This is a genomic window from Mesorhizobium bavaricum, from assembly GCF_056781655.1.
In genome coordinates this window covers 5,231,600-5,248,380 of record NZ_CM165566.1, presented here as the reverse complement: position 1 = coordinate 5,248,380, position 16,781 = coordinate 5,231,600, and the positions used below count along the sequence as shown (strand labels likewise).

The 16,781-nt window shown below is 65.2% G+C and carries 17 protein-coding genes; 10 read left to right on the top strand and 7 right to left on the bottom strand.

What is annotated here, in order from left to right; translation table 11 throughout:
- Positions 1 to 104: 104 nt before the first annotated feature.
- Positions 105 to 1,157: an EF-P lysine aminoacylase EpmA gene (gene epmA / locus AC1RZR_RS25720; RefSeq protein ID WP_481826384.1), complete on the top strand. Its 1,053-nt coding sequence runs from the start codon at positions 105 to 107 to the stop codon at positions 1,155 to 1,157.
- 164 nt (positions 1,158 to 1,321) lie between these two features.
- Here the strand turns inward: epmA and AC1RZR_RS25715 are convergent, their stop codons facing one another.
- The 4 genes from AC1RZR_RS25715 to AC1RZR_RS25700 are packed head-to-tail and all read right to left on the bottom strand — an operon-like array spanning position 1,322 to position 5,656.
- Positions 1,322 to 2,149 (bottom strand): ABC transporter permease, encoded by an 828-nt coding sequence (locus AC1RZR_RS25715; RefSeq protein ID WP_481826383.1) that lies wholly within the window; start codon positions 2,147 to 2,149, stop codon positions 1,322 to 1,324.
- Positions 2,150 to 2,151: 2 nt separating this feature from the next.
- The gene (locus AC1RZR_RS25710; protein ID WP_481826382.1) at positions 2,152 to 3,429 is read right to left on the bottom strand and encodes an ABC transporter permease; all 1,278 of its coding nucleotides are present in this window, start codon (positions 3,427 to 3,429) and stop codon (positions 2,152 to 2,154) included.
- Positions 3,430 to 3,434: 5 nt separating this feature from the next.
- Positions 3,435 to 4,487: an ABC transporter substrate-binding protein gene (locus AC1RZR_RS25705; RefSeq protein ID WP_477276583.1), complete on the bottom strand. Its 1,053-nt coding sequence runs from the start codon at positions 4,485 to 4,487 to the stop codon at positions 3,435 to 3,437.
- Positions 4,484 to 5,656, bottom strand: a complete 1,173-nt coding sequence (locus tag AC1RZR_RS25700; protein ID WP_481826381.1) for an ABC transporter ATP-binding protein — start codon at positions 5,654 to 5,656, stop codon at positions 4,484 to 4,486. The genes AC1RZR_RS25705 and AC1RZR_RS25700 overlap by 4 nt, the downstream gene beginning before the upstream one ends.
- Before the next feature lie 307 nt (positions 5,657 to 5,963).
- On the opposite strand from AC1RZR_RS25700, the gene AC1RZR_RS25695 reads away from it, so the two are divergent.
- Both AC1RZR_RS25695 and AC1RZR_RS25690 read left to right on the top strand, forming a co-directional pair.
- Entirely contained in the window at positions 5,964 to 7,352 is a 1,389-nt protein-coding gene (locus tag AC1RZR_RS25695) for an aminotransferase-like domain-containing protein (RefSeq protein ID WP_477276587.1), read from the top strand.
- A 10-nt stretch (positions 7,353 to 7,362) separates the two neighbouring features.
- Positions 7,363 to 8,613, top strand: a complete 1,251-nt coding sequence (locus tag AC1RZR_RS25690) for an NAD(P)/FAD-dependent oxidoreductase (protein ID WP_481826380.1) — start codon at positions 7,363 to 7,365, stop codon at positions 8,611 to 8,613.
- Positions 8,614 to 8,646: 33 nt separating this feature from the next.
- On the opposite strand, the gene AC1RZR_RS25685 is transcribed toward AC1RZR_RS25690, so the two are convergent.
- The gene (locus AC1RZR_RS25685; protein WP_481826379.1) at positions 8,647 to 9,063 is read right to left on the bottom strand and encodes a VOC family protein; all 417 of its coding nucleotides are present in this window, start codon (positions 9,061 to 9,063) and stop codon (positions 8,647 to 8,649) included.
- Between the two features lie 165 nt (positions 9,064 to 9,228).
- On the opposite strand from AC1RZR_RS25685, the gene AC1RZR_RS25680 reads away from it, so the two are divergent.
- From AC1RZR_RS25680 to lpxK, 6 genes are all read left to right on the top strand, one after another.
- Positions 9,229 to 10,572, top strand: a complete 1,344-nt coding sequence (locus AC1RZR_RS25680) for a TldD/PmbA family protein (RefSeq protein WP_481826378.1) — start codon at positions 9,229 to 9,231, stop codon at positions 10,570 to 10,572.
- On the top strand, positions 10,559 to 11,362 hold the full coding sequence (locus tag AC1RZR_RS25675) for a 3'(2'),5'-bisphosphate nucleotidase CysQ (protein WP_481826377.1): 804 nt from the start codon (positions 10,559 to 10,561) through the stop codon (positions 11,360 to 11,362). Before AC1RZR_RS25680 ends, AC1RZR_RS25675 begins: the two co-directional genes overlap by 14 nt.
- A gap of 76 nt (positions 11,363 to 11,438) precedes the next feature.
- Complete coding sequence (locus tag AC1RZR_RS25670; protein ID WP_006204049.1) at positions 11,439 to 11,684, top strand: DUF4170 domain-containing protein; 246 nt, start codon at positions 11,439 to 11,441, stop codon at positions 11,682 to 11,684.
- Positions 11,685 to 11,689: 5 nt separating this feature from the next.
- A complete protein-coding gene (locus AC1RZR_RS25665; protein WP_477276598.1) occupies positions 11,690 to 12,481 on the top strand; it encodes a lysophospholipid acyltransferase family protein in 792 nt (263 codons plus the stop codon).
- A complete protein-coding gene (waaA, locus tag AC1RZR_RS25660; protein WP_481826376.1) occupies positions 12,478 to 13,794 on the top strand; it encodes a lipid IV(A) 3-deoxy-D-manno-octulosonic acid transferase in 1,317 nt (438 codons plus the stop codon). Before AC1RZR_RS25665 ends, waaA begins: the two co-directional genes overlap by 4 nt.
- Before the next feature lies 1 nt (position 13,795).
- Complete coding sequence (gene lpxK / locus AC1RZR_RS25655) at positions 13,796 to 14,821, top strand: tetraacyldisaccharide 4'-kinase (RefSeq protein ID WP_481826375.1); 1,026 nt, start codon at positions 13,796 to 13,798, stop codon at positions 14,819 to 14,821.
- A gap of 56 nt (positions 14,822 to 14,877) precedes the next feature.
- Here lpxK and AC1RZR_RS25650 read toward each other — a convergent pair whose 3' ends face one another.
- Positions 14,878 to 15,111, bottom strand: a complete 234-nt coding sequence (locus AC1RZR_RS25650) for a DUF2093 domain-containing protein (RefSeq protein ID WP_379098863.1) — start codon at positions 15,109 to 15,111, stop codon at positions 14,878 to 14,880.
- A 125-nt stretch (positions 15,112 to 15,236) separates the two neighbouring features.
- Between AC1RZR_RS25650 and AC1RZR_RS25645 the strand changes: the two genes are divergently transcribed.
- Positions 15,237 to 15,836, top strand: a complete 600-nt coding sequence (locus AC1RZR_RS25645) for a hypothetical protein (RefSeq protein WP_477276604.1) — start codon at positions 15,237 to 15,239, stop codon at positions 15,834 to 15,836.
- Here AC1RZR_RS25645 and AC1RZR_RS25640 read toward each other — a convergent pair.
- Complete coding sequence (locus tag AC1RZR_RS25640; protein ID WP_481826374.1) at positions 15,833 to 16,759, bottom strand: LysR substrate-binding domain-containing protein; 927 nt, start codon at positions 16,757 to 16,759, stop codon at positions 15,833 to 15,835. The two genes, AC1RZR_RS25645 and AC1RZR_RS25640, sit on opposite strands and share 4 nt — an antisense overlap.
- Positions 16,760 to 16,781: the final 22 nt, after the last annotated feature.

Sequence of the window (16,781 nt, the reverse complement as noted above, 5' to 3'; positions counted from 1 at the left end):
TCCTGAAATGGTTGATTGGTACAAATCGGCTTCAGCAGCCGTCCGCTGCGAACTAGCGCATCTTGGCCGCAACCGCCAGCCCCATTCCATATGATCTGAGCCCCATGACCGATACGTCGCCCGATGCCTCGCCCTGGTGGACGCCGCATGTCCACGCCGACCGCCGCCCGCGGCTGATGCTGCGCAACGCCATCGCGGCCGGCCTGCGCGACTGGTTCGCCCAGCGCGATTTCGTCGAGGTGGAAACCGCGGCTCTGCAGGTCTCGCCCGGCAACGAGGCGCATCTGGCGGCTTTCGTCACGGAAGTGGTCGGGGCGGACGGCGAGCGCTCGACGCTCTATCTCCATACCTCGCCGGAGTTCGCCTGCAAGAAGCTGCTTGCCGCCGGCGAGCAGCGCATTTTCAGCCTCGGGCCGGTCTACCGCAACCGCGAGCGCGGCCCCTTGCACCATCCCGAATTCACCATGCTCGAATGGTACCGGGTGGGCGAGGCCTATGAGAGCCTGATGCAGGATTGCGCGGCGCTTCTGGAACTGGCCGCGACAAGGACAGGAACGAAGCGCTTTTCCTTCCGGGGGCGCGACTGCGATCCGTTCGCCGAGCCGGAACGGCTGACGGTGGCGGATGCCTTCACCCACTATTCCGGCATCGATCTGCTGGCCACGGTCGCCGCCGACGGCGCCACCGACCGCGACGCGCTCTACGCCGCCTTGACCCGGGCCGGCCTGCGCACCGCGCCCGATGACAGCTGGGCCGACCTGTTCAGCCGGGTGATGGTGGAGAAAATCGAGCCTTTCCTCGGGCAGGGGCAGGCGACCATCCTGTGCGAATATCCGGTCGCCGAGGCGGCATTGGCGCGGCCGAGCTCCAGGGATGCGCGTGTCGCCGAGCGCTTCGAGCTCTATTGCTGCGGCGTCGAACTCGCCAACGGCTTTGGCGAACTGACCGATGCCGATGAGCAACGCCGGCGCTTCGTCATCGAGATGGACGAGAAAGAGCGCATCTATGGCGAGCGCTATCCGCTGGACGAGGATTTTCTCGCCGCCCTTGCCATCATGCCACAAGCCAGCGGCATCGCGCTCGGCTTCGACCGCCTGGTGATGCTGGCGACCGGGGCCCAGAAGATCGAGGATGTCATCTGGACGCCTGTCGCCTGAGAGACTGTTTGGAAATTCTACTCTGGCGGCCATCTAGCGGTGTTTTCTGCGCTTCCGTTGCTCACGACCAAATGTCCGCTGCGCTACGGTTCTCGAAACCACCACCATATGACTCGCCAGAGCGAATTTCGAAACAGTCTCTGAGGAGTGGTCGCGGACTAGGCCTAAGCGCTTGCAACCGGTCGCCGCTGGCTGCGCCGCGACAGAAGGTTGGCGACGACCAGAAGCACGATGGAAAGCCCCATCATCAGCGTTGCCGCGGCGGTGATCGCCGGGGATAGTTTTTCGCGCAAGCCAATGAACATTTCGAGCGGCATGGTGCGCTGGTTGGCGCTGGCCAGGAACTGCACGACGACCACCTCGTCGAACGAGGTGACGAAGGCAAACGCGGCACCTGAAAGCACACCGGGCAGGATCAGCGGCAGCATCACCCTAAAGAACGAGGTCACCGGTTTCGCCCCGGAGATGGCGGCGGCGCGCATCAGATTGCGGTCGAAGCCGGTCAGGCTCGCGCCCACAGTGACGACCACGAAGGGGCTGGCAAGTGCGGTATGCGCCAGGATGATGCCGGCATAGGTGCTGGCAAGGCCGACGCGGGCGTAGAAAAGATACGAGCCGACGGCGGTGATCACCACCGGCACGATCAGCGGTGACAGCAGCAGCGGCATGACGATGCGGCGTCCGGGAAATTTTTCGTCGGACAGCGCGATTGCGGTGAGCGTGCCCAGTACGGTTGCGATCAGCGTCGTGCCGAAAGCCACGATCAGGCTGTTGCCGATTGCCGCCTGCCAGCGCTGGGTGCCGAGGACGACCTCGTACCAGCGCGTCGAAATCCCCTCCAGCGGAAAGATGAAGAAGGTGCCGCTGTTGAACGACAACGGTACAGGGATCAGGATCGGCACCACCAGGAACAGGATGACCAGCCCGCACCAGAACCACAGCAGCCCGATGCGGATGCGTTCTCCAAGCGTTGGGTAGGGAGACAGGAGCATGGCTACACCAGCTTGAGGCGGTCGAGGCCGAGGATGCGCGCGAAGATGCCGAACAGCGCCAGCGTGAAGACGAGCAGGATGAAGCTGAGCGCCGCCGCCATCTCCCAGTTCAGCTCGACATTGACGTAGTTGGCGATGAAATTGCTGATCAGCTGGTCGCTGGCGCCGCCGATCAGCGCCGGCGTTATGTAGTAGCCGAGGCACAGGATGAAGGTCAGCAGGCAGCCAGCCATGATGCCGGGAAAGACCTGAGGCAGGTAGACGCGCATGAAGGCGGTGAAAGGCTTTGCGCCGAGCGAATAGGCGGCCTTCATCTGCGAAGGCTGGATCGTGCGCATGACGCTGTAGATCGGCAGCAGCGTGAACGGCAGCTGGATGTGGGTCATGGCGATGATCAGGCCGATGCGGCTGTACATCAGGTCGAGCCGGGCGTCGGCGACGCCGAGCCACAACAGCAGGTCGTTGACCAGGCCGAATTTCTGCAAAAGCACCGTCCAGGCGGCGGTGCGCACCAGGATCGACGTCCAGAATGGCAGCAGCACCGCGACGATGAGGATGGCGGCAAGGCCTCTTGGCACGCTGGCGATGAGATAGGCCAGCGGAAAGCCCAGGATCAGCGTCGCCAGCGTCACCGCGGCGGCGACGAAGAACGTCCGCATGAACACCTGCAGGAAGATCGCCTGTTCGGGCGGTACGCGTTCGATGCCACCATCATTGTTCCAGCGCAGATCAAGCGCGCTCATGAGATAGAACGAGGTGACGCTGTGCGTGCCGTTGGCAATGGCTGGCCAGGTGCCGGGCTGCGACCAGAACGGCACGGATTTCACCACCTCGAGCGGCGGCTTGTCGCCTGCGCCTTCCAATTGGCGCACTGTCTTCAGCACCTGGCTGCGCGCGCCCGGCAAACGTGCGTTCAGGCTCTTGGCAAGTTCGTACGCAGTGCCCTTGGCCTGGCTGCTCCTGAGGTCCGCCGCGAGCGCCACGAAGGCGGCATCGTCAGGCAGGCCTTGGCCGTTCCAACCGCTGAGTGCCTGGGTGGTCTGCGGCAGGGCATTGGCAATCGTCGGGTCGTAGACGGCGCGCGACAGCAAAAGCACGATCGGGATGCCGAAGCTCAGCGCCAGCAGCACCAGCAGCGGTGCGGCCAGCGCCAGCGCGCGAAGCCGGTCGCCGAATTCGGCGCGCCGCAGTGCTGTCGCCACCGACTTGGCCGGACCGGTGGTTGACCGGTCGCGGATTGCCCGCGACTGGTCGAGATGCGTTGGCTCCAGAGCCGACATTTTGCTTACTGCGCCAGCCAGGCGTTGAAGCGCTTGACCAGATCCTCGCCATAGTCGCCCCAGAACTCGGTGTCGGCGACGAGGTAGGCGCCAGCCAGATGGTCAGGCGCGTTGGGCAATTTCGGCAACGCATCGGCCGCGACGAAGGACGCGGCATCGGTCCGCACCGGCCCATAGGTGATATAGCTGGCGAGCTTGGCATTGTTTTCAGGCTGGCTGATATAGGCCAGATATTTGTAGGCGAGGTCCGGGTTCTTGGCGCCCTTGGGAATGGCGATCATGTCGTATTCGAGGATCTGGTTGTTCCAGACGATCTTGAACGGCTTCTTGTCGGTGTCGATGGCGTTCTGGATGCGGCCGTTCCAGGCCGTCGTCATCACCACTTCCTGCGAGGCGAGAAGCTGTGCCGGCTGCGCGCCTGCATCCCACCAGACGATGTCCTTCTTGATCGTGTCGAGCTTCTTGAAGGCGCGGTCGACGCCTTCCGGCGTTCCCAGCACCTTGTAGACATCGGCCGGCGCGACGCCATCGGCCATCAGCGCCCATTCGAGATTCTGCGCCGGGAATTTGCGCATGGCGCGCTTGCCCGGAAACTTCTTCGTGTCGAACAGATCGAGCACCGAGGTCGGAGCTTCCTTCAGCACGGTCGGATCGTAAGCCAGGATATCGCCATAGGCGTCGAGGCCGACACCGCAGTCGAGTGCCGACCCTTCGATGAACTTTTCGCGCGGTGCAATCTTGGAATAGTCGAGACGCTCGAGAATGCCTGCGTCGCAGCCCTGCAGCACGGTCGCGGTCTCCACCGTCACCAGGTCGATCGGCACGTTGCCGGTGTCGACCATGGCTTTGACCTTGCCGAGATCGCCGAGATATTCCTGCTCGACGATCTTGGTTCCGGTTTCCTTGCTGAACGGCTCGAACCATGCCTTGCGTTGCGCGTCCTGCCAGGCGCCACCGCTGGCCATGATCGACAGTTCGTCGGCGACAGCGGCATGTCCTATCGCCATCCAGGCGGTGGCCGCAGCGAGCGCGAGCAGCCGGGTCTTTGTGATTTTCATCTGATCTTACTCCCCTGTTGTTTTTGACTTCGATCCGCCCGTTCCGGCATCGGCCGGAAGGCGCGGCAATCACCGAGCGCGCAGGAAACCATCACCGGCTCTCCATTTGCCATGGTCGTTTCCGGGCCGACCTTGACGGTCAGCACCTGTCCATTTTCGAGCCTGGCCAGCAGCCGTTGGTGGTCGCCGAGATAGATGCGGCCATCGACCGTCGCCGCCAGTCTGTTTTCTGCGTGTCCGCCGTCCGCGAGGCTGAGCCGCTCGGGGCGGATGGCAACATGGCAGTCAGCACCGTCCGCGACGCCGATGGCTTGCGCGGTGATCGCGCCGCCGCCATCCAGCGCGATGCGGCATTCCTTGCCGATCACCCGCTCGACCTTGCCCGCCAGCGTGTTGTTCTCGCCGATGAAACTCGCAACGAACGAGCTCTGCGGTGTGTTGTAGAGATCGCCGGGTGAGCCGAGCTGGGCGATGCCGCCATTGTTGAACACGGCGACACGGTCCGACATCGTCAGCGCCTCGCTCTGGTCGTGCGTGACATAGACGATGGTGACGCCGAGCATCGTGTGCAGCTGCTTGATCTCGAGCTGCATGTGCTCGCGCAGCTTCTTGTCGAGCGCGCCGAGCGGCTCGTCCATCAGCACCAGGCTGGGCTCGAACACCAGCGCACGGGCCAGCGCCACGCGCTGCTGCTGGCCGCCGGAAAGCTGTGCCGGCCGCCGGTCGCCGAACGGCCTGAGCCGCACCATGTCCAGCGCGCGGCTGACGCGGGCGGCGATGTCGGCCTTGCCGATCTTGCGCACGGAGAGTGGGAAGGCGACGTTGTCTTCCACGCTCATGTGCGGAAACAGCGCGTAGTTCTGGAACACCATGCCGATGTTGCGCTCATAGGGCGGCAGCCGGTCGACCGAGCGGCCTTCGAGCATGATGACGCCGTTGGTCGGCCGCTCGAAACCGGCAAGCATGTTGAGCGTCGTCGTCTTGCCTGAGCCGGAGGGACCGAGAAGGGTGAGGAACTCACCGCGTGCGACACTGAGGTTCAGCCGCGTCACCGCGAAGGCACGACCGTCATAGGATTTCTCGACATCGACGAACTCGACGAATCCCTGGCGGCCGGCATCCGCGCCAGGCCCCGCGCTTTCGATCGACAAGGCTGCCGCTTTGGCCATCACCGGCCGGCTTCTCTTGTGCGGCTACAGGGGCCACGAGTTGAAACGCGCTGTTGTTTGCGGTGCATGTCTGGGTCTCGCATAACGCTGGCCGCTCAAGGGGCTATCCAAACTTGTATGCTCATACAATCTATGTCTAACAGACCATAGATGCAGACAAGTTTGCCCGTCAAGCGTCTTTTTGTGCGATTGTGTGAGTTTTAAGCAGCCATACTTCGAATTAAGGGCCAGACAAGTGCTATTGTCCGGAGCGTTGTCTTATGCTAGATGCGCCGTAGCCAGATCGTATCAACCTACCGAAAGCCGCATGCTTCAAGACCTCAAGCTCGCCTCGGATGAAGGTCCGGTCTATCGCCGCCTTGCCGACGCGATTGCCGAACGCATCGCTGCTGGCACGCTCGCCGTCGGCGACCGGCTGCCCCCGCAGCGCGAGATCGCGCGCGCTCTCGGCATCAACGTCACCACGGTGACGCGCGCCCTGTCGACGCTGCAGCAGCGCGGTCTGCTCGAAGCGCGTCCCGGACGCGGCACCACGGTTGCTGCCCGCGACACCGGCGAGAGGCCGGGCTTCGTCTCGGCGCCGAGCGATGACACCGGTGTCATAGACCTTTCCGTCAACCGGCCGGCAACCTCCGCCTATCTCGACGCGCTGGCGCTGCTTCTGCCGCGCCTGTCCAAGGACCGCTGTTACCCGACGCTGCAGGATTATCATCCGGCCGAGGGGCCGCTATGGGCGAGGGCGGCGATTGCCGAATGGATGCGGCCGGTGGCCGGCGACGGCGATCCCGGCCGGGTGGTGCTGGCCGCCGGCGCCCAGCACGGGCTCGACTGCGTGCTCGGCGCGGTGACCAGGCAGGGCGAGGTCGTGCTCGCCGACGAGGTGACCTATCAGGGCATCAACGCGCTGTGCCGCGTGCATGGGCTGGATCTCAGGGGTGTCAGCATGGACCGCGGCGGCATGCGGCCCGACGCATTCGAAGCCGCCTGCGCTCAGCTTCGTCCCCGCGCGGTGTTCCTGGTGCCGACATTGCACAATCCGACGACCATCACGCTGAGCGAACAGCGCCGGCACGAACTGGTCGCCGTCGCCCGGCGCCACAACGTCCTGATCATCGAGGATGACGTCTATCGCCCGCTGGCCGACAATTCGCCACCATCGCTGGCCAGCATCGAGCCCGAACTGACCGTCCATATCGGCGCCTTGTCGAAATGCCTGGCGCCGGGTCTGCGGCTCGGCTTCGTCATCGCGCCACGCACCATAGCCGGCCAGGTCGCGGCGGCCCTGCGCATCAATTGCTGGAGCATCAGTCCGTTGACGGCGCTCATTGGCACGCGGCTGATCGAAGAAGGCACGGCCGCCCGCATCATCGAGGCCCAGAAACAGGAACTGCGCCAGCGCCAGGCGGTGCTGAGCGAAATCCTCGGCCGCTACGATGTCCAGAGCCACGCCACTTCGACCCACGCCTGGCTACGACTTCCAGAGCCCTGGCGGGGCGCCGGTTTCGCCCGCACTTGCCTGGAGCGCGGCGTAGCCGTGCTTCCCGGCGATGCCTTCGCTGTCGGCCGCGAACCGGTGCAGCATGGGGTGCGGATCAACGTCGGTGCCGCCCGCTCGCTGGACGATCTCCGCACCGCGCTGACCATGATGGCCGAACTGCTTGCAGCCGGCCATTTGCAATTGCCTGGCTTCGTTTAGGAACCCAACGGTGGCAGCAGAAGAAACGGTCGAAATCGCCGTGGTCGGCGCAGGCGTTGTCGGGCTGGCGACGGCGCTCCGCCTTGCTGCTGAGGGGCGCGAAGTCCTGCTCATCGATCCCAATGAGCCGGGCTCCGGCGCCTCGTTCGGCAATGCGGGCACGATCGCCGAATACGCCTGCATGCCGGTCGGCAATCCGGCCGTGCTGCGCGCGCTGCCGAAGCTGCTGCTCGATCCTGACAGTCCGTTTTCGCTGCGTTGGCCGGCCCTGTTCCAACTGGCGCCGTGGCTGGTCAGCTTTGTCAGACAATCGCTGCCGGCTGCCACCCGCGCCAATGCGCTGGCGCTCGCTGGACTGCTGGCTGACGCCTTGCCGGCCTGGGAGGAGATGGAAGCGGAGGCCGGCCTGGAGGATCTTTTGCGCCGCAATGGCTGCCTCTATCTCTATCGCCGCGAAAGCGATTTTGCCGCCGGGGCCGGTGGCCGGGCAATGCGTGCCGGGTTCGGTGTTCACCAGGAGATTCTGACGCCTGATGAGGTGGCAACACTTGAACCCGGCCTGCCGACCAGCGGGACGCGTGGCTTGTTCTTCCCGGATTCGACGAACGTCACCGATCCGAAGACGGTGATGCTGCGGCTGCTCGGCGCAGCGATCGCCCGCGGTGCGACGGTGAAGCAAACGACAATTACCGGACTGCAAGTCGAAACCGGCGCTGTCCGGCTCAGCGGTCCCGGCTTTGGCATCAAGGCGGGTACGGTGGTGATCGCCGCCGGTTCATGGTCGCGCGCACTGGCCGCGCAGGCCGGTGACAGCGTCCCGCTTGAGACGGAGCGTGGCTATCACTTGGAATTCCGGACCGACGCTCCGTTGCTGACCCGGCCTGTCTGTCCCGTCGATCTCGGTTTCTACATGACCCCGATGGCTGGTCGGCTGCGCGTCGCCGGCACGGTCGAACTCGGTGGGCTTGCCGCGCCGCCAAATCCACGCCGACTCGCGCTGCTCGATCGCGGCGTCAGGCAATTCTTTCCCAAGCTGGGCTCACCTTCATCGGAATGGCTCGGCTTCCGCCCGTCTCTGCCGGATTCCCGGCCGGTCATCGGTTCGTCGCGCGGCAGCCCAAGCGTGATCCATGCTTTCGGTCATGGCCATCTCGGACTGACACTCGCGCCGATCACGGCGCGTCTGGTCGCCGAGTTGGTCGGCGGGCGCGGCGACCCGGCGCGCCTCGCACCCTTTGCGGCGGATCGCTTCGTAAGCTGATCAATCGGATCAGAATCCGATCGCTGGTCCCCGTTAGTGCGCGAATACCTGCTCCAGCGAGCGAAAGCCCTTGAATTCCAGCGCATTGCCCGAGGGGTCGCGGATGAACAGCGTCGCCTGTTCGCCAGGCTCGCCCTTGAAGCGGACCATGGGCCGTTCCAGCCAGTCGATGTCGTCGCGCGTCTCCAGCCGCGTGGCCAGTCGCTGCCAGTCGTCCATCAAGAGCACGGCGCCGAAATGCGGAATCGGCACGGTGATGCCGTCGACCTTGCCGTCGCTGGCCGCCGGCGCGGCCTGTGGCCGCAGATGCGCCGACATCTGGTGGCCGAACAGGTCGAAATCGACCCAGGTGGTTGACGATCGGCCGATCGCGCAGCCCAGCACTTCGCCATAGAAAGTTCGGGTTTCATCGAGATCACGGACCGGGAAGGCGAGATGGAAAGGCGTCATCGAAAATGCTCCGAGCGGGCGGCGGGCCGGGTTGCGTTGCCTTGGTTCGCGATGCGAACCGAGAACCGTGGCATTTTGATTGAAGCTTATGCCATTGCACAAGCCGGACCGGAACAATAGATGGGTGGCAGCGGCCAAAGCTCGCCGTACCAGCAGGATCACGCCATGACCGACATATCAGATGCAGCAAAATTGACCGACCGCGTCGCGGCTTTGGTCGAGGCTGCCAAAAAGGCTGGCGCCGATGCCGCCGACGCGGTGGCCGTGCGCAGCCGCTCGACCGGTGTGTCGGTGCGGCTCGGCAAGGTCGAGGGCACCGAATCCTCCGAGAACGAGGATGTCGCGCTGCGCGTCTTCGTCGATGGGCGGGTGGCGAGCGTCTCGGCAACCGCCGCGTCCGATCCGAAAACCTTGGCCGAGCGTGCCGTGGCGATGGCGAAAGTGTCGCCGCAGGATCCCTATCAGGGGCTGGCCGACCCGGCATTGCTCGCCAGACAGACGCGCGATCTCGACCTGTTCGACGCCACCGAAGTGTCGGCCGACCAGTTGAAGGAAGCAGCACTGGCGGCGGAAGCGGCGGCGCTTGCAGTCAAGGGCGTGACCAATTCGGCCGGTGCCAGCGCCGGTGCCGGCCTGGGCGGTTTGGTGCTGGCCACCTCGCACGGCTTCCTCGGCCACTATGTCGCCTCGCGTTTCTCGCGCTCGGCCAGCGTCATTGCCGGCGAGGGCACCGGCATGGAGCGCGACTATGAATTCTCCTCGCGTCAGCATTTTTCCGATCTCGATGCGCCCGAAGACATCGGCCGCAAAGCCGGCGAACGCACAGTGCGCCGCCTCGGCGCGCGCAAGGCGGCGACCGGGCCGATCGACGTTGTATTGGACCCACGCGTCGCGCGCGGCATCGCCGGCCATCTTGCTGGCGCCATCAACGGTGCCTCGGTCGCGCGCAAGACCTCGTTCCTGCGCGACATGATGGGCAAGCAGGTGGCCGCGTCCGCGATCACCGTCACCGACGAGCCGCTCAGGCAACGCGGCCAGGCCTCGCGCCCGTTCGACGGCGAAGGCATCGAGGGCGAGAGGCTGTTGATGGTCGAAAAAGGCGTGCTCAACCACTGGTTCCTGTCGACATCGGCCGCGCGCGAACTTGGTCTCGTCACCAATGGGCGCGGCGCGCGCAGCGGCTCCTCCGTCTCGCCGTCCTCGACCAATCTCGCCATCGAGCCGGGCGAACGGTCGCCGGAAGAGCTGATCAAATCGCTCAAGACCGGCTTCTACGTCACCGAGGTGTTCGGCCAGGGTGTCGACATGGTCACCGGCGAATACAGCCGTGGCGCCTCCGGCTTCTGGATCGAGAATGGGGCGCTAGCCTATCCCGTCGCGGAGGTCACCATCGCCTCGAACCTGAAGACCATGTTCCTCAACATGGTGCCGGCTGATGACCTCGACCGCAATTTCGGCACCGCCGCCCCCACGCTCCTGATCGAAGGCATGACCCTTGCTGGAGCATGAGCTGATCTCTGCCGGAGCGACCGAGGATTTGGTGCTGCTGCGCGATGCTGCCCACGAGGCGGGGGTCATCGCCATGCGCTATTTCGGCAACAACCCGCAAGTCTGGATGAAGGGTGGCACATCGCCGGTCAGCGAAGCCGACCATGCCGCCGACGCCTATCTGCGCCAGACGTTGCTTGCGGCGCGGCCGGACTATGGCTGGCTGTCGGAAGAAACCGCAGACGATCCGGTTCGGCTTTCTGCACGCCGCACCTTCGTCGTCGACCCGATCGACGGCACGCGCGGCTTCCTGGAAGGCCAGCGCACCTGGTGCGTCAGCGTTGCCGTCGTCGAGCATGGCCGCACGCTTGCCGGGGTGCTGGAATGCCCGGCGATGGACGAGACCTACTGGGCGCTGCCCGGACAGGGCGCCTTCCGCAACGGCACGCGCATTGCGGTGCGCAAGCTGGCGGATACGGCCGAAATTTCGGGGCTGAAGCAGTTGACCGACCTGATGCCGGCCGAATGGCAGGCGCGGCTGAAGCGGGCGCCCTACAGCCCTTCGCTGGCCTATCGGCTGGCCATGATCGCCAATGGCGCGCTGGATGCTACGTTCGTCAAGCCGAACGCACATGACTGGGACATCGCCGCTGCCGATCTCATCCTGCGCGAGGCCGGCGGCCAGTTGCTCGACCAGCATGGCCGCGCCCCGCTCTATGCCGGCGAGGTCACCCGCCATGGCGCGCTCGCCGCCGGCAGCGGTGAACTGCTGGCCGTGCTCGCCGGCGTCATCGCCGGGCTGGACGCGTGAAAGCGTTTTCGAAGGTTCCAAAGTCGGCGGCTTTGGTCTAGACCTGTCACAAACTCACGATATGTGAAGGACCGACATGGCCGCGGAAGACGGAAAAAAACAGCTTTTGCACCTGGTGTTCGGCGGCGAATTGAAGAAACTTGGCGGCACCGAGTTCCGCGATCTCGACGGGCTCGACATCGTCGGCATCTATCCGGACTATCAATCTGCGCACACGGCGTGGAAAGCCAAGGCCCAAGCCAGCGTGGACAATGCCCATATGCGTTATTTCGTCGTTCATCTGCACCGGCTGCTGGACCCCGACAGCAAGGCCGTCGGTTGATTTCGATGGAGCATGATCTGGCGAAAAGGCCAGCGAATGAGGCCGCGCCCAAGGCCAGGGGGCGCAGCCGCACGACCAAGGCCTTCTGGCGCAAGATTCGCGAACCGCTGGCGCAGTCGCGATTCGTCAAGAACGCCATAGCCAGCCTTTTCGCCCAGTTCGTGCGGCTCGTGCGCCTGACCAATCGCGTCGTCGAGGGATCGGCGCGGTTTTCGGGCGGGACCTATACCGAATTCGAGCCCGGCATCATCGCCCTGTGGCACGGCCAGCACCTGCTGACGCCAGCCTACTACCCCAAGCGCAAGCCGCTGGTCGCCATGGTCTCGCGCAGCGCCGATGCCGAGCTCAACGCGTTGATGCTGCAGAAATTCGGTATCGAGGCGGTGCGCGGTTCGGGCGGGCGTGAAAATGCCAGGCATATCGACAAGGGCGGGGCAAAAGCGCTTATCGCCCTCAAAAAGTCGCTCGCCGCCGGCAAGAACGTTGCCATGATCGCAGACATTCCGCACGGTACGCCTCGAGACGCAGGGCTTGGTATCGTTCTCCTGGCGCGCCTCTCGGGCCGGCCGCTGCTGCCTGTCGCCATCACCACCAGCCGCCGCAAGGTGCTGGAGAAGAGCTGGGACAAGACCACCATCAACCTGCCGTTCGGTCGCTCGTCGATCGTCATCGGCACGCCGATCTTCGTGTCGGCCGGCGCCGATGACGCCGAAATGGAGCGCAAGCGCCAGGAAGTCACGGCCGCGCTCAACGCCGCGACCGCCGAGGCCTACCGTCTCGTGGATGGCCCACGATGAGCGGTCGCTGGGCGCGAGCCATGTTGTCGGCATACCGTTTCGCTGGTGCCGCCGCCTATCCGCTGGTCGGGCCCTATGTCGCCTGGCGCACCTCGCGCGGCAAGGAAGACCGCAGCCGCCGCCGCGAGCGCTACGGCGTCGCCGGCCGCCCGCGTCCCGATGGGCCGATGATCTGGATTCACGCGGCAAGCGTCGGTGAGACCATAGCCGTCGTGCCGCTGGTCGAAAGCATTCTCGACTACGGGGTCAACATCGTGCTGACGACCGGCACGGTCACCTCGGCGCAGGTCGCCGACGAGCGTCTCGGTGACCGGATCATCCACCAGTATGTGCCGCTCGACCTCAAGCCGGCGGTCAGCCGGTTCCTCGATCACTGGCAGCCGGATCTGGCGATCATCGCCGAATCGGAGATCTGGCCGATGACCATCCTCGAGCTTGGCGCGCGCCGCGTGCCGCAGGTGCTGGTCAATGGCAGGCTGTCCGACCGATCGTTCACGTCGTGGAAGAAGCGGGCCAACATCGCCGAGGCGCTGTTCGAGAACCTGGCCCATGTCGTTGCCCAGTCGGATGTCGATGGCGAGCGCTTCCGTTCGCTCGGCGCCCGCCCGGTAACCGTGTCTGGCAACCTCAAGTCCGATACCTCGCCGCCGCCTGTCGACGAGCGGGTGCTGGCGACGCTGCGGCGGCAGATCGGCGCCCGCCCGACCTGGGCGGCCATCTCGACCCATGACGGCGAAGAGGTGGTCGCCGCCGAAGTCCATGCAACACTGCACAAACGCCACCATGGTCTTCTGACCATCGTCGTTCCGCGCCATCCCGATCGCGCCGAGGCGCTGGCAGCGCAGATTTCCGGCATGGGCTTGAATGTGGCGCGGCGCAGCAAGGGCGACAGGATCGCCGCCGACACCGACATCTTGCTTGGCGACACGATCGGCGAGATGGGGCTCTATCTCCGTTTGACCGAAATCGCCTTTGTCGGCCGCTCGCTGACCTCGGAGGGCGGCCAGAACCCGCTGGAGCCGGCGATGCTCGACACTGCGGTTCTGGCCGGGCGCAACGTGCAGAATTTTCGCGACGCCTATCAGCGCCTGCTCGACAGCGGCGGTGCCAAGCTGGTGCGTGACCGCGACATGCTGGCCGGGGCCGTCAATTTCCTTTTGACCAACGAAGTGGCGCGTCACGAGATGATGGCGGCGGGAGTAGCGACCGTCGACGAGATGCGCGGCGCGCTGGCGCGAACATTGAAATCGCTCGAGCCCTACATCCAGCCGCTGGTCGTCAAGTCGCGCCTGAAGGGCGCGAACGGGCGCTAAAGTGGCTTCCGAATCACCACCATTCTGGTGGGAAGAGCCGGACTGGCGGGTCCTGGCGCTGTCGCCGCTTTCGGCCATCTATGCGCTCGTCGCCGGCCGCGGCATGCGGCGGGCCCGGCGCGAGAAGATCGAGGCGCCGGTTTTGTGTATCGGCAATTTCACGGTCGGCGGCACCGGCAAGACGCCGGTGGCCATCGCCTTGGCCGAACAGGCCAGGCGCATGCAGCTCAAACCCGGTTTTCTGTCGCGCGGCCATGGCGGTTCGTTCGCCGAGCCGCATGTCGTCGATGCGCATCACGACAGCGCCAGGCATGTCGGTGACGAGCCGCTGCTCCTGGCCGAACACGCGCCGGTGGCGGTGACACCGAACCGCGCTGCCGGCGCCCGGCTGCTGCTGGAAAAACACGGTTGCGATTTCCTGATCATGGACGACGGGTTCCAGAGCGCGCGCATTCACATCGACTATGCGCTGGTGGTTGTCGATGCGCGCTACGGAATCGGCAATGGCCGCGTCATTCCGGGTGGCCCGCTCCGGGCCAAGATCGTCGACCAGCTGGTCTTCACCAACGGGCTGTTGAAGATGGGTGAGGGTACCGCAGCCGACGCAGTGGTCCGCCAGGCAGCGCGCGCCGCCCGGCCGATCTTCGAGGCCCATACCGAACCGAGCAACACGCAGGGGTTTGCCGGCAGGCGGTTCCTCGCCTTCGCCGGCATCGGCCATCCCGAGAAATTTTTCGATACGCTACGGGAAGCCGGTGGCGAGCTGGTGTTGACGCGGCCGTTTCCGGACCATCATTTCTATGGCGAGGACGAGCTTGCCGAACTGGCGGCGACGGCTCGCGCCGAAGGGCTCGGCCTCATCACCACCGCCAAGGATGCCGCCCGGCTGCGCCACGGCGCCTCACAGGACTTTCTCGCCCGGCTCGAGGTGCTGGAGATCGACACCGTGTTCGAACTCGACAATGTGCCGGAACGCATCATTCACGAGACGCTTGATGCCTGGCGCCAACGCAAGCTGAAGGGCTGACCTGCGGCCGGTCGTCTTGTCGTGGTTGCCGTTTTGCGACAACGACTTGCGCAAGGTCAACGCCGGCTGCGCAACTCCGGATGCGCCTCGATCTCGCGGCGCAGCGAGGCGGTGGCGTTGATGTAGGGCTCTTGCCTGGCGACGCTCCAGTATTTCAGCTCGTCGAGCGGGATGCTTTCGCCGGTCACCGCGCAGCGCACGAAAGCGCCCGGGCTGGTAACCTGGAAGTCGCCATCGAGATAGCGGATACGGGCTTCCTTGCCGCCAGGGCCTTCGAAACGGTTCATCATGCAGTGGCGCCAAGGTTCATGGGGATTTCATCGCCATAAATTGGCGGCGAGGTCAAGCATGTGACAAGCCTGAGACAATGCTGATCCCCTATTGTCGACCGGAAAAGCGCTGTTGGTAGGGCACAATGGACATTTCTTCGGCCCGTCTTGCTGACTTGCTCAAGGAGGTGGTGACGCCGCAGGCCGTGCCGTTGGCCAAGGCCGATCCGGTCAAAACGGCGCTGGTGAAGGCTATTCTGGCGCCGCCGGCGCCGTCCGGTTCGCTTGCGCGACCCGTGGCGACACCGACTTTGCCGATGCTGTTGCCGGCAACGGCCGGAAGAGCGCAGCAGACGGCCTCGGCCCAAATGATACAGGCCTATCTGGCGCTCACGGAAACGGACAGCGAAACAGCCGGCGATGCCGCATCGGTGGCCACTGGAGCCGGGAGGCGAGAGGTCGGCGACACCGCGCAACGTGGCTTGGCGCTGCCTCTGGCAAGGGTCGATGAGAGGGCGGCCGCAAGGCCGGCAAGCTTGCCGTGGCTGCCGCTTCTCTCAGTCGTGGTTTCACCGCCGCGCCGCGCTTCCATCGCCAGTGCGGCTACTGTGCCAAGGCCGGCCGGCTCGCGGCAGGGCGATTCGGCGCGGCTCGAACACAGGCAGGTGAGCGTCGGTCTGATGTCACTGGCGGCTGGGCTGTTGGCCGCGGCGGTGGTCGGGTTCGCTCTGTTGGTGCTGCGCTAGCCGTCAGCCTCGATGAAGGCTTCCATCTTTTCCATGCAGAGTCCTGCCTGCACCGCGATCCGGCGCGCCAGTTCTGCCGCGGCGGTACGCGGCCGCCCTATCGGCCGGTCGAGCCAGTAGGACACCGGGTTGAGCGCGGTGCGCTCGTCGACGGCGGTGATGCGGCCCGACTTCAATTGATGCCCGGTCAGCGGTGGGCGCGCCAGCGCGATGCCGAGCCCATAGGCGGCGGCGTCGAGCACCAGATTGTAGTCCTCGAAGCGGCGGTCCTGCGGGCGCGGGCGGTAATCCATGCCTTGCGCGGCAAACCAGGCGCGCCAGGCCGAAGCGTCGGAATCGTTGATCAGTGGAAATTTGAGCAGCCGTGCAGGGTCGCCGCGGCCAATCTCCCGGGCAAGCTCGGGCGATGCGACGGGGAAGACATGTTCTTCGAAAAGCTGCACCGAGACGCGGCCCGGAATGCCGCCGCGGCCGCAGCGGATCGACAGGTCGATGCCTTCATCGGCAAGATCGGCCTGGCGGATATCGACGTCGAGCACGATGCGCAGCTTGGAGGGATTGTTCTCCAGCGCCGCCATACGCGGCATCAGCCACAGCCCGCTGACCGACGGGATCGATGTCAGCCGGACCACGGCGGTGCCGCGCGGCTCGACCCAGCGGTCGGAATGGGTTGAAATCAGCGCGAAAGCTTCCGCCGTGCGCAGGTGTAGGCGGTTGCCTTCGATCGTCAGCGAGACACCGCGCGCGCCGCGATCGAAAACCTTCAAGCCCAGCCAGTCTTCGAGCTTGGCGATCTGCCGGCTGACGGCGCCGTGGGTGATGTTGAGCTTTTCGGCCGCGGCCGAAAAGCTTCCCGTCCGCGCCGCGGCGTCGAAGGCGCGCAGCGTTTCGAGCGGCACCATTGTGTCTGAGCTGTGATCCATAGTCACAGCTGATCCTCGATTT

Bases quoted from the DNA above. Each gene is read 5' to 3' on its own strand.
- epmA (WP_481826384.1), top strand. From the start codon at position 105: ATGACCGATACGTCGCCCGATGCCTCGCCCTGGTGGACGCCGCATGTC.
- AC1RZR_RS25715 (WP_481826383.1), bottom strand. From the start codon at position 2,149: ATGCTCCTGTCTCCCTACCCAACGCTTGGAGAACGCATCCGCATCGGG.
- AC1RZR_RS25710 (WP_481826382.1), bottom strand. From the start codon at position 3,429: ATGTCGGCTCTGGAGCCAACGCATCTCGACCAGTCGCGGGCAATCCGC.
- AC1RZR_RS25705 (WP_477276583.1), bottom strand. From the start codon at position 4,487: ATGAAAATCACAAAGACCCGGCTGCTCGCGCTCGCTGCGGCCACCGCC.
- AC1RZR_RS25700 (WP_481826381.1), bottom strand. From the start codon at position 5,656: ATGGCCAAAGCGGCAGCCTTGTCGATCGAAAGCGCGGGGCCTGGCGCG.
- AC1RZR_RS25695 (WP_477276587.1), top strand. From the start codon at position 5,964: ATGCTTCAAGACCTCAAGCTCGCCTCGGATGAAGGTCCGGTCTATCGC.
- AC1RZR_RS25685 (WP_481826379.1), bottom strand. From the start codon at position 9,063: ATGACGCCTTTCCATCTCGCCTTCCCGGTCCGTGATCTCGATGAAACC.
- AC1RZR_RS25680 (WP_481826378.1), top strand. From the start codon at position 9,229: ATGACCGACATATCAGATGCAGCAAAATTGACCGACCGCGTCGCGGCT.
- AC1RZR_RS25670 (WP_006204049.1), top strand. From the start codon at position 11,439: ATGGCCGCGGAAGACGGAAAAAAACAGCTTTTGCACCTGGTGTTCGGC.
- AC1RZR_RS25665 (WP_477276598.1), top strand. From the start codon at position 11,690: ATGGAGCATGATCTGGCGAAAAGGCCAGCGAATGAGGCCGCGCCCAAG.
- waaA (WP_481826376.1), top strand. From the start codon at position 12,478: ATGAGCGGTCGCTGGGCGCGAGCCATGTTGTCGGCATACCGTTTCGCT.
- AC1RZR_RS25650 (WP_379098863.1), bottom strand. From the start codon at position 15,111: ATGATGAACCGTTTCGAAGGCCCTGGCGGCAAGGAAGCCCGTATCCGC.
- AC1RZR_RS25645 (WP_477276604.1), top strand. From the start codon at position 15,237: ATGGACATTTCTTCGGCCCGTCTTGCTGACTTGCTCAAGGAGGTGGTG.
- AC1RZR_RS25640 (WP_481826374.1), bottom strand. From the start codon at position 16,759: ATGGATCACAGCTCAGACACAATGGTGCCGCTCGAAACGCTGCGCGCC.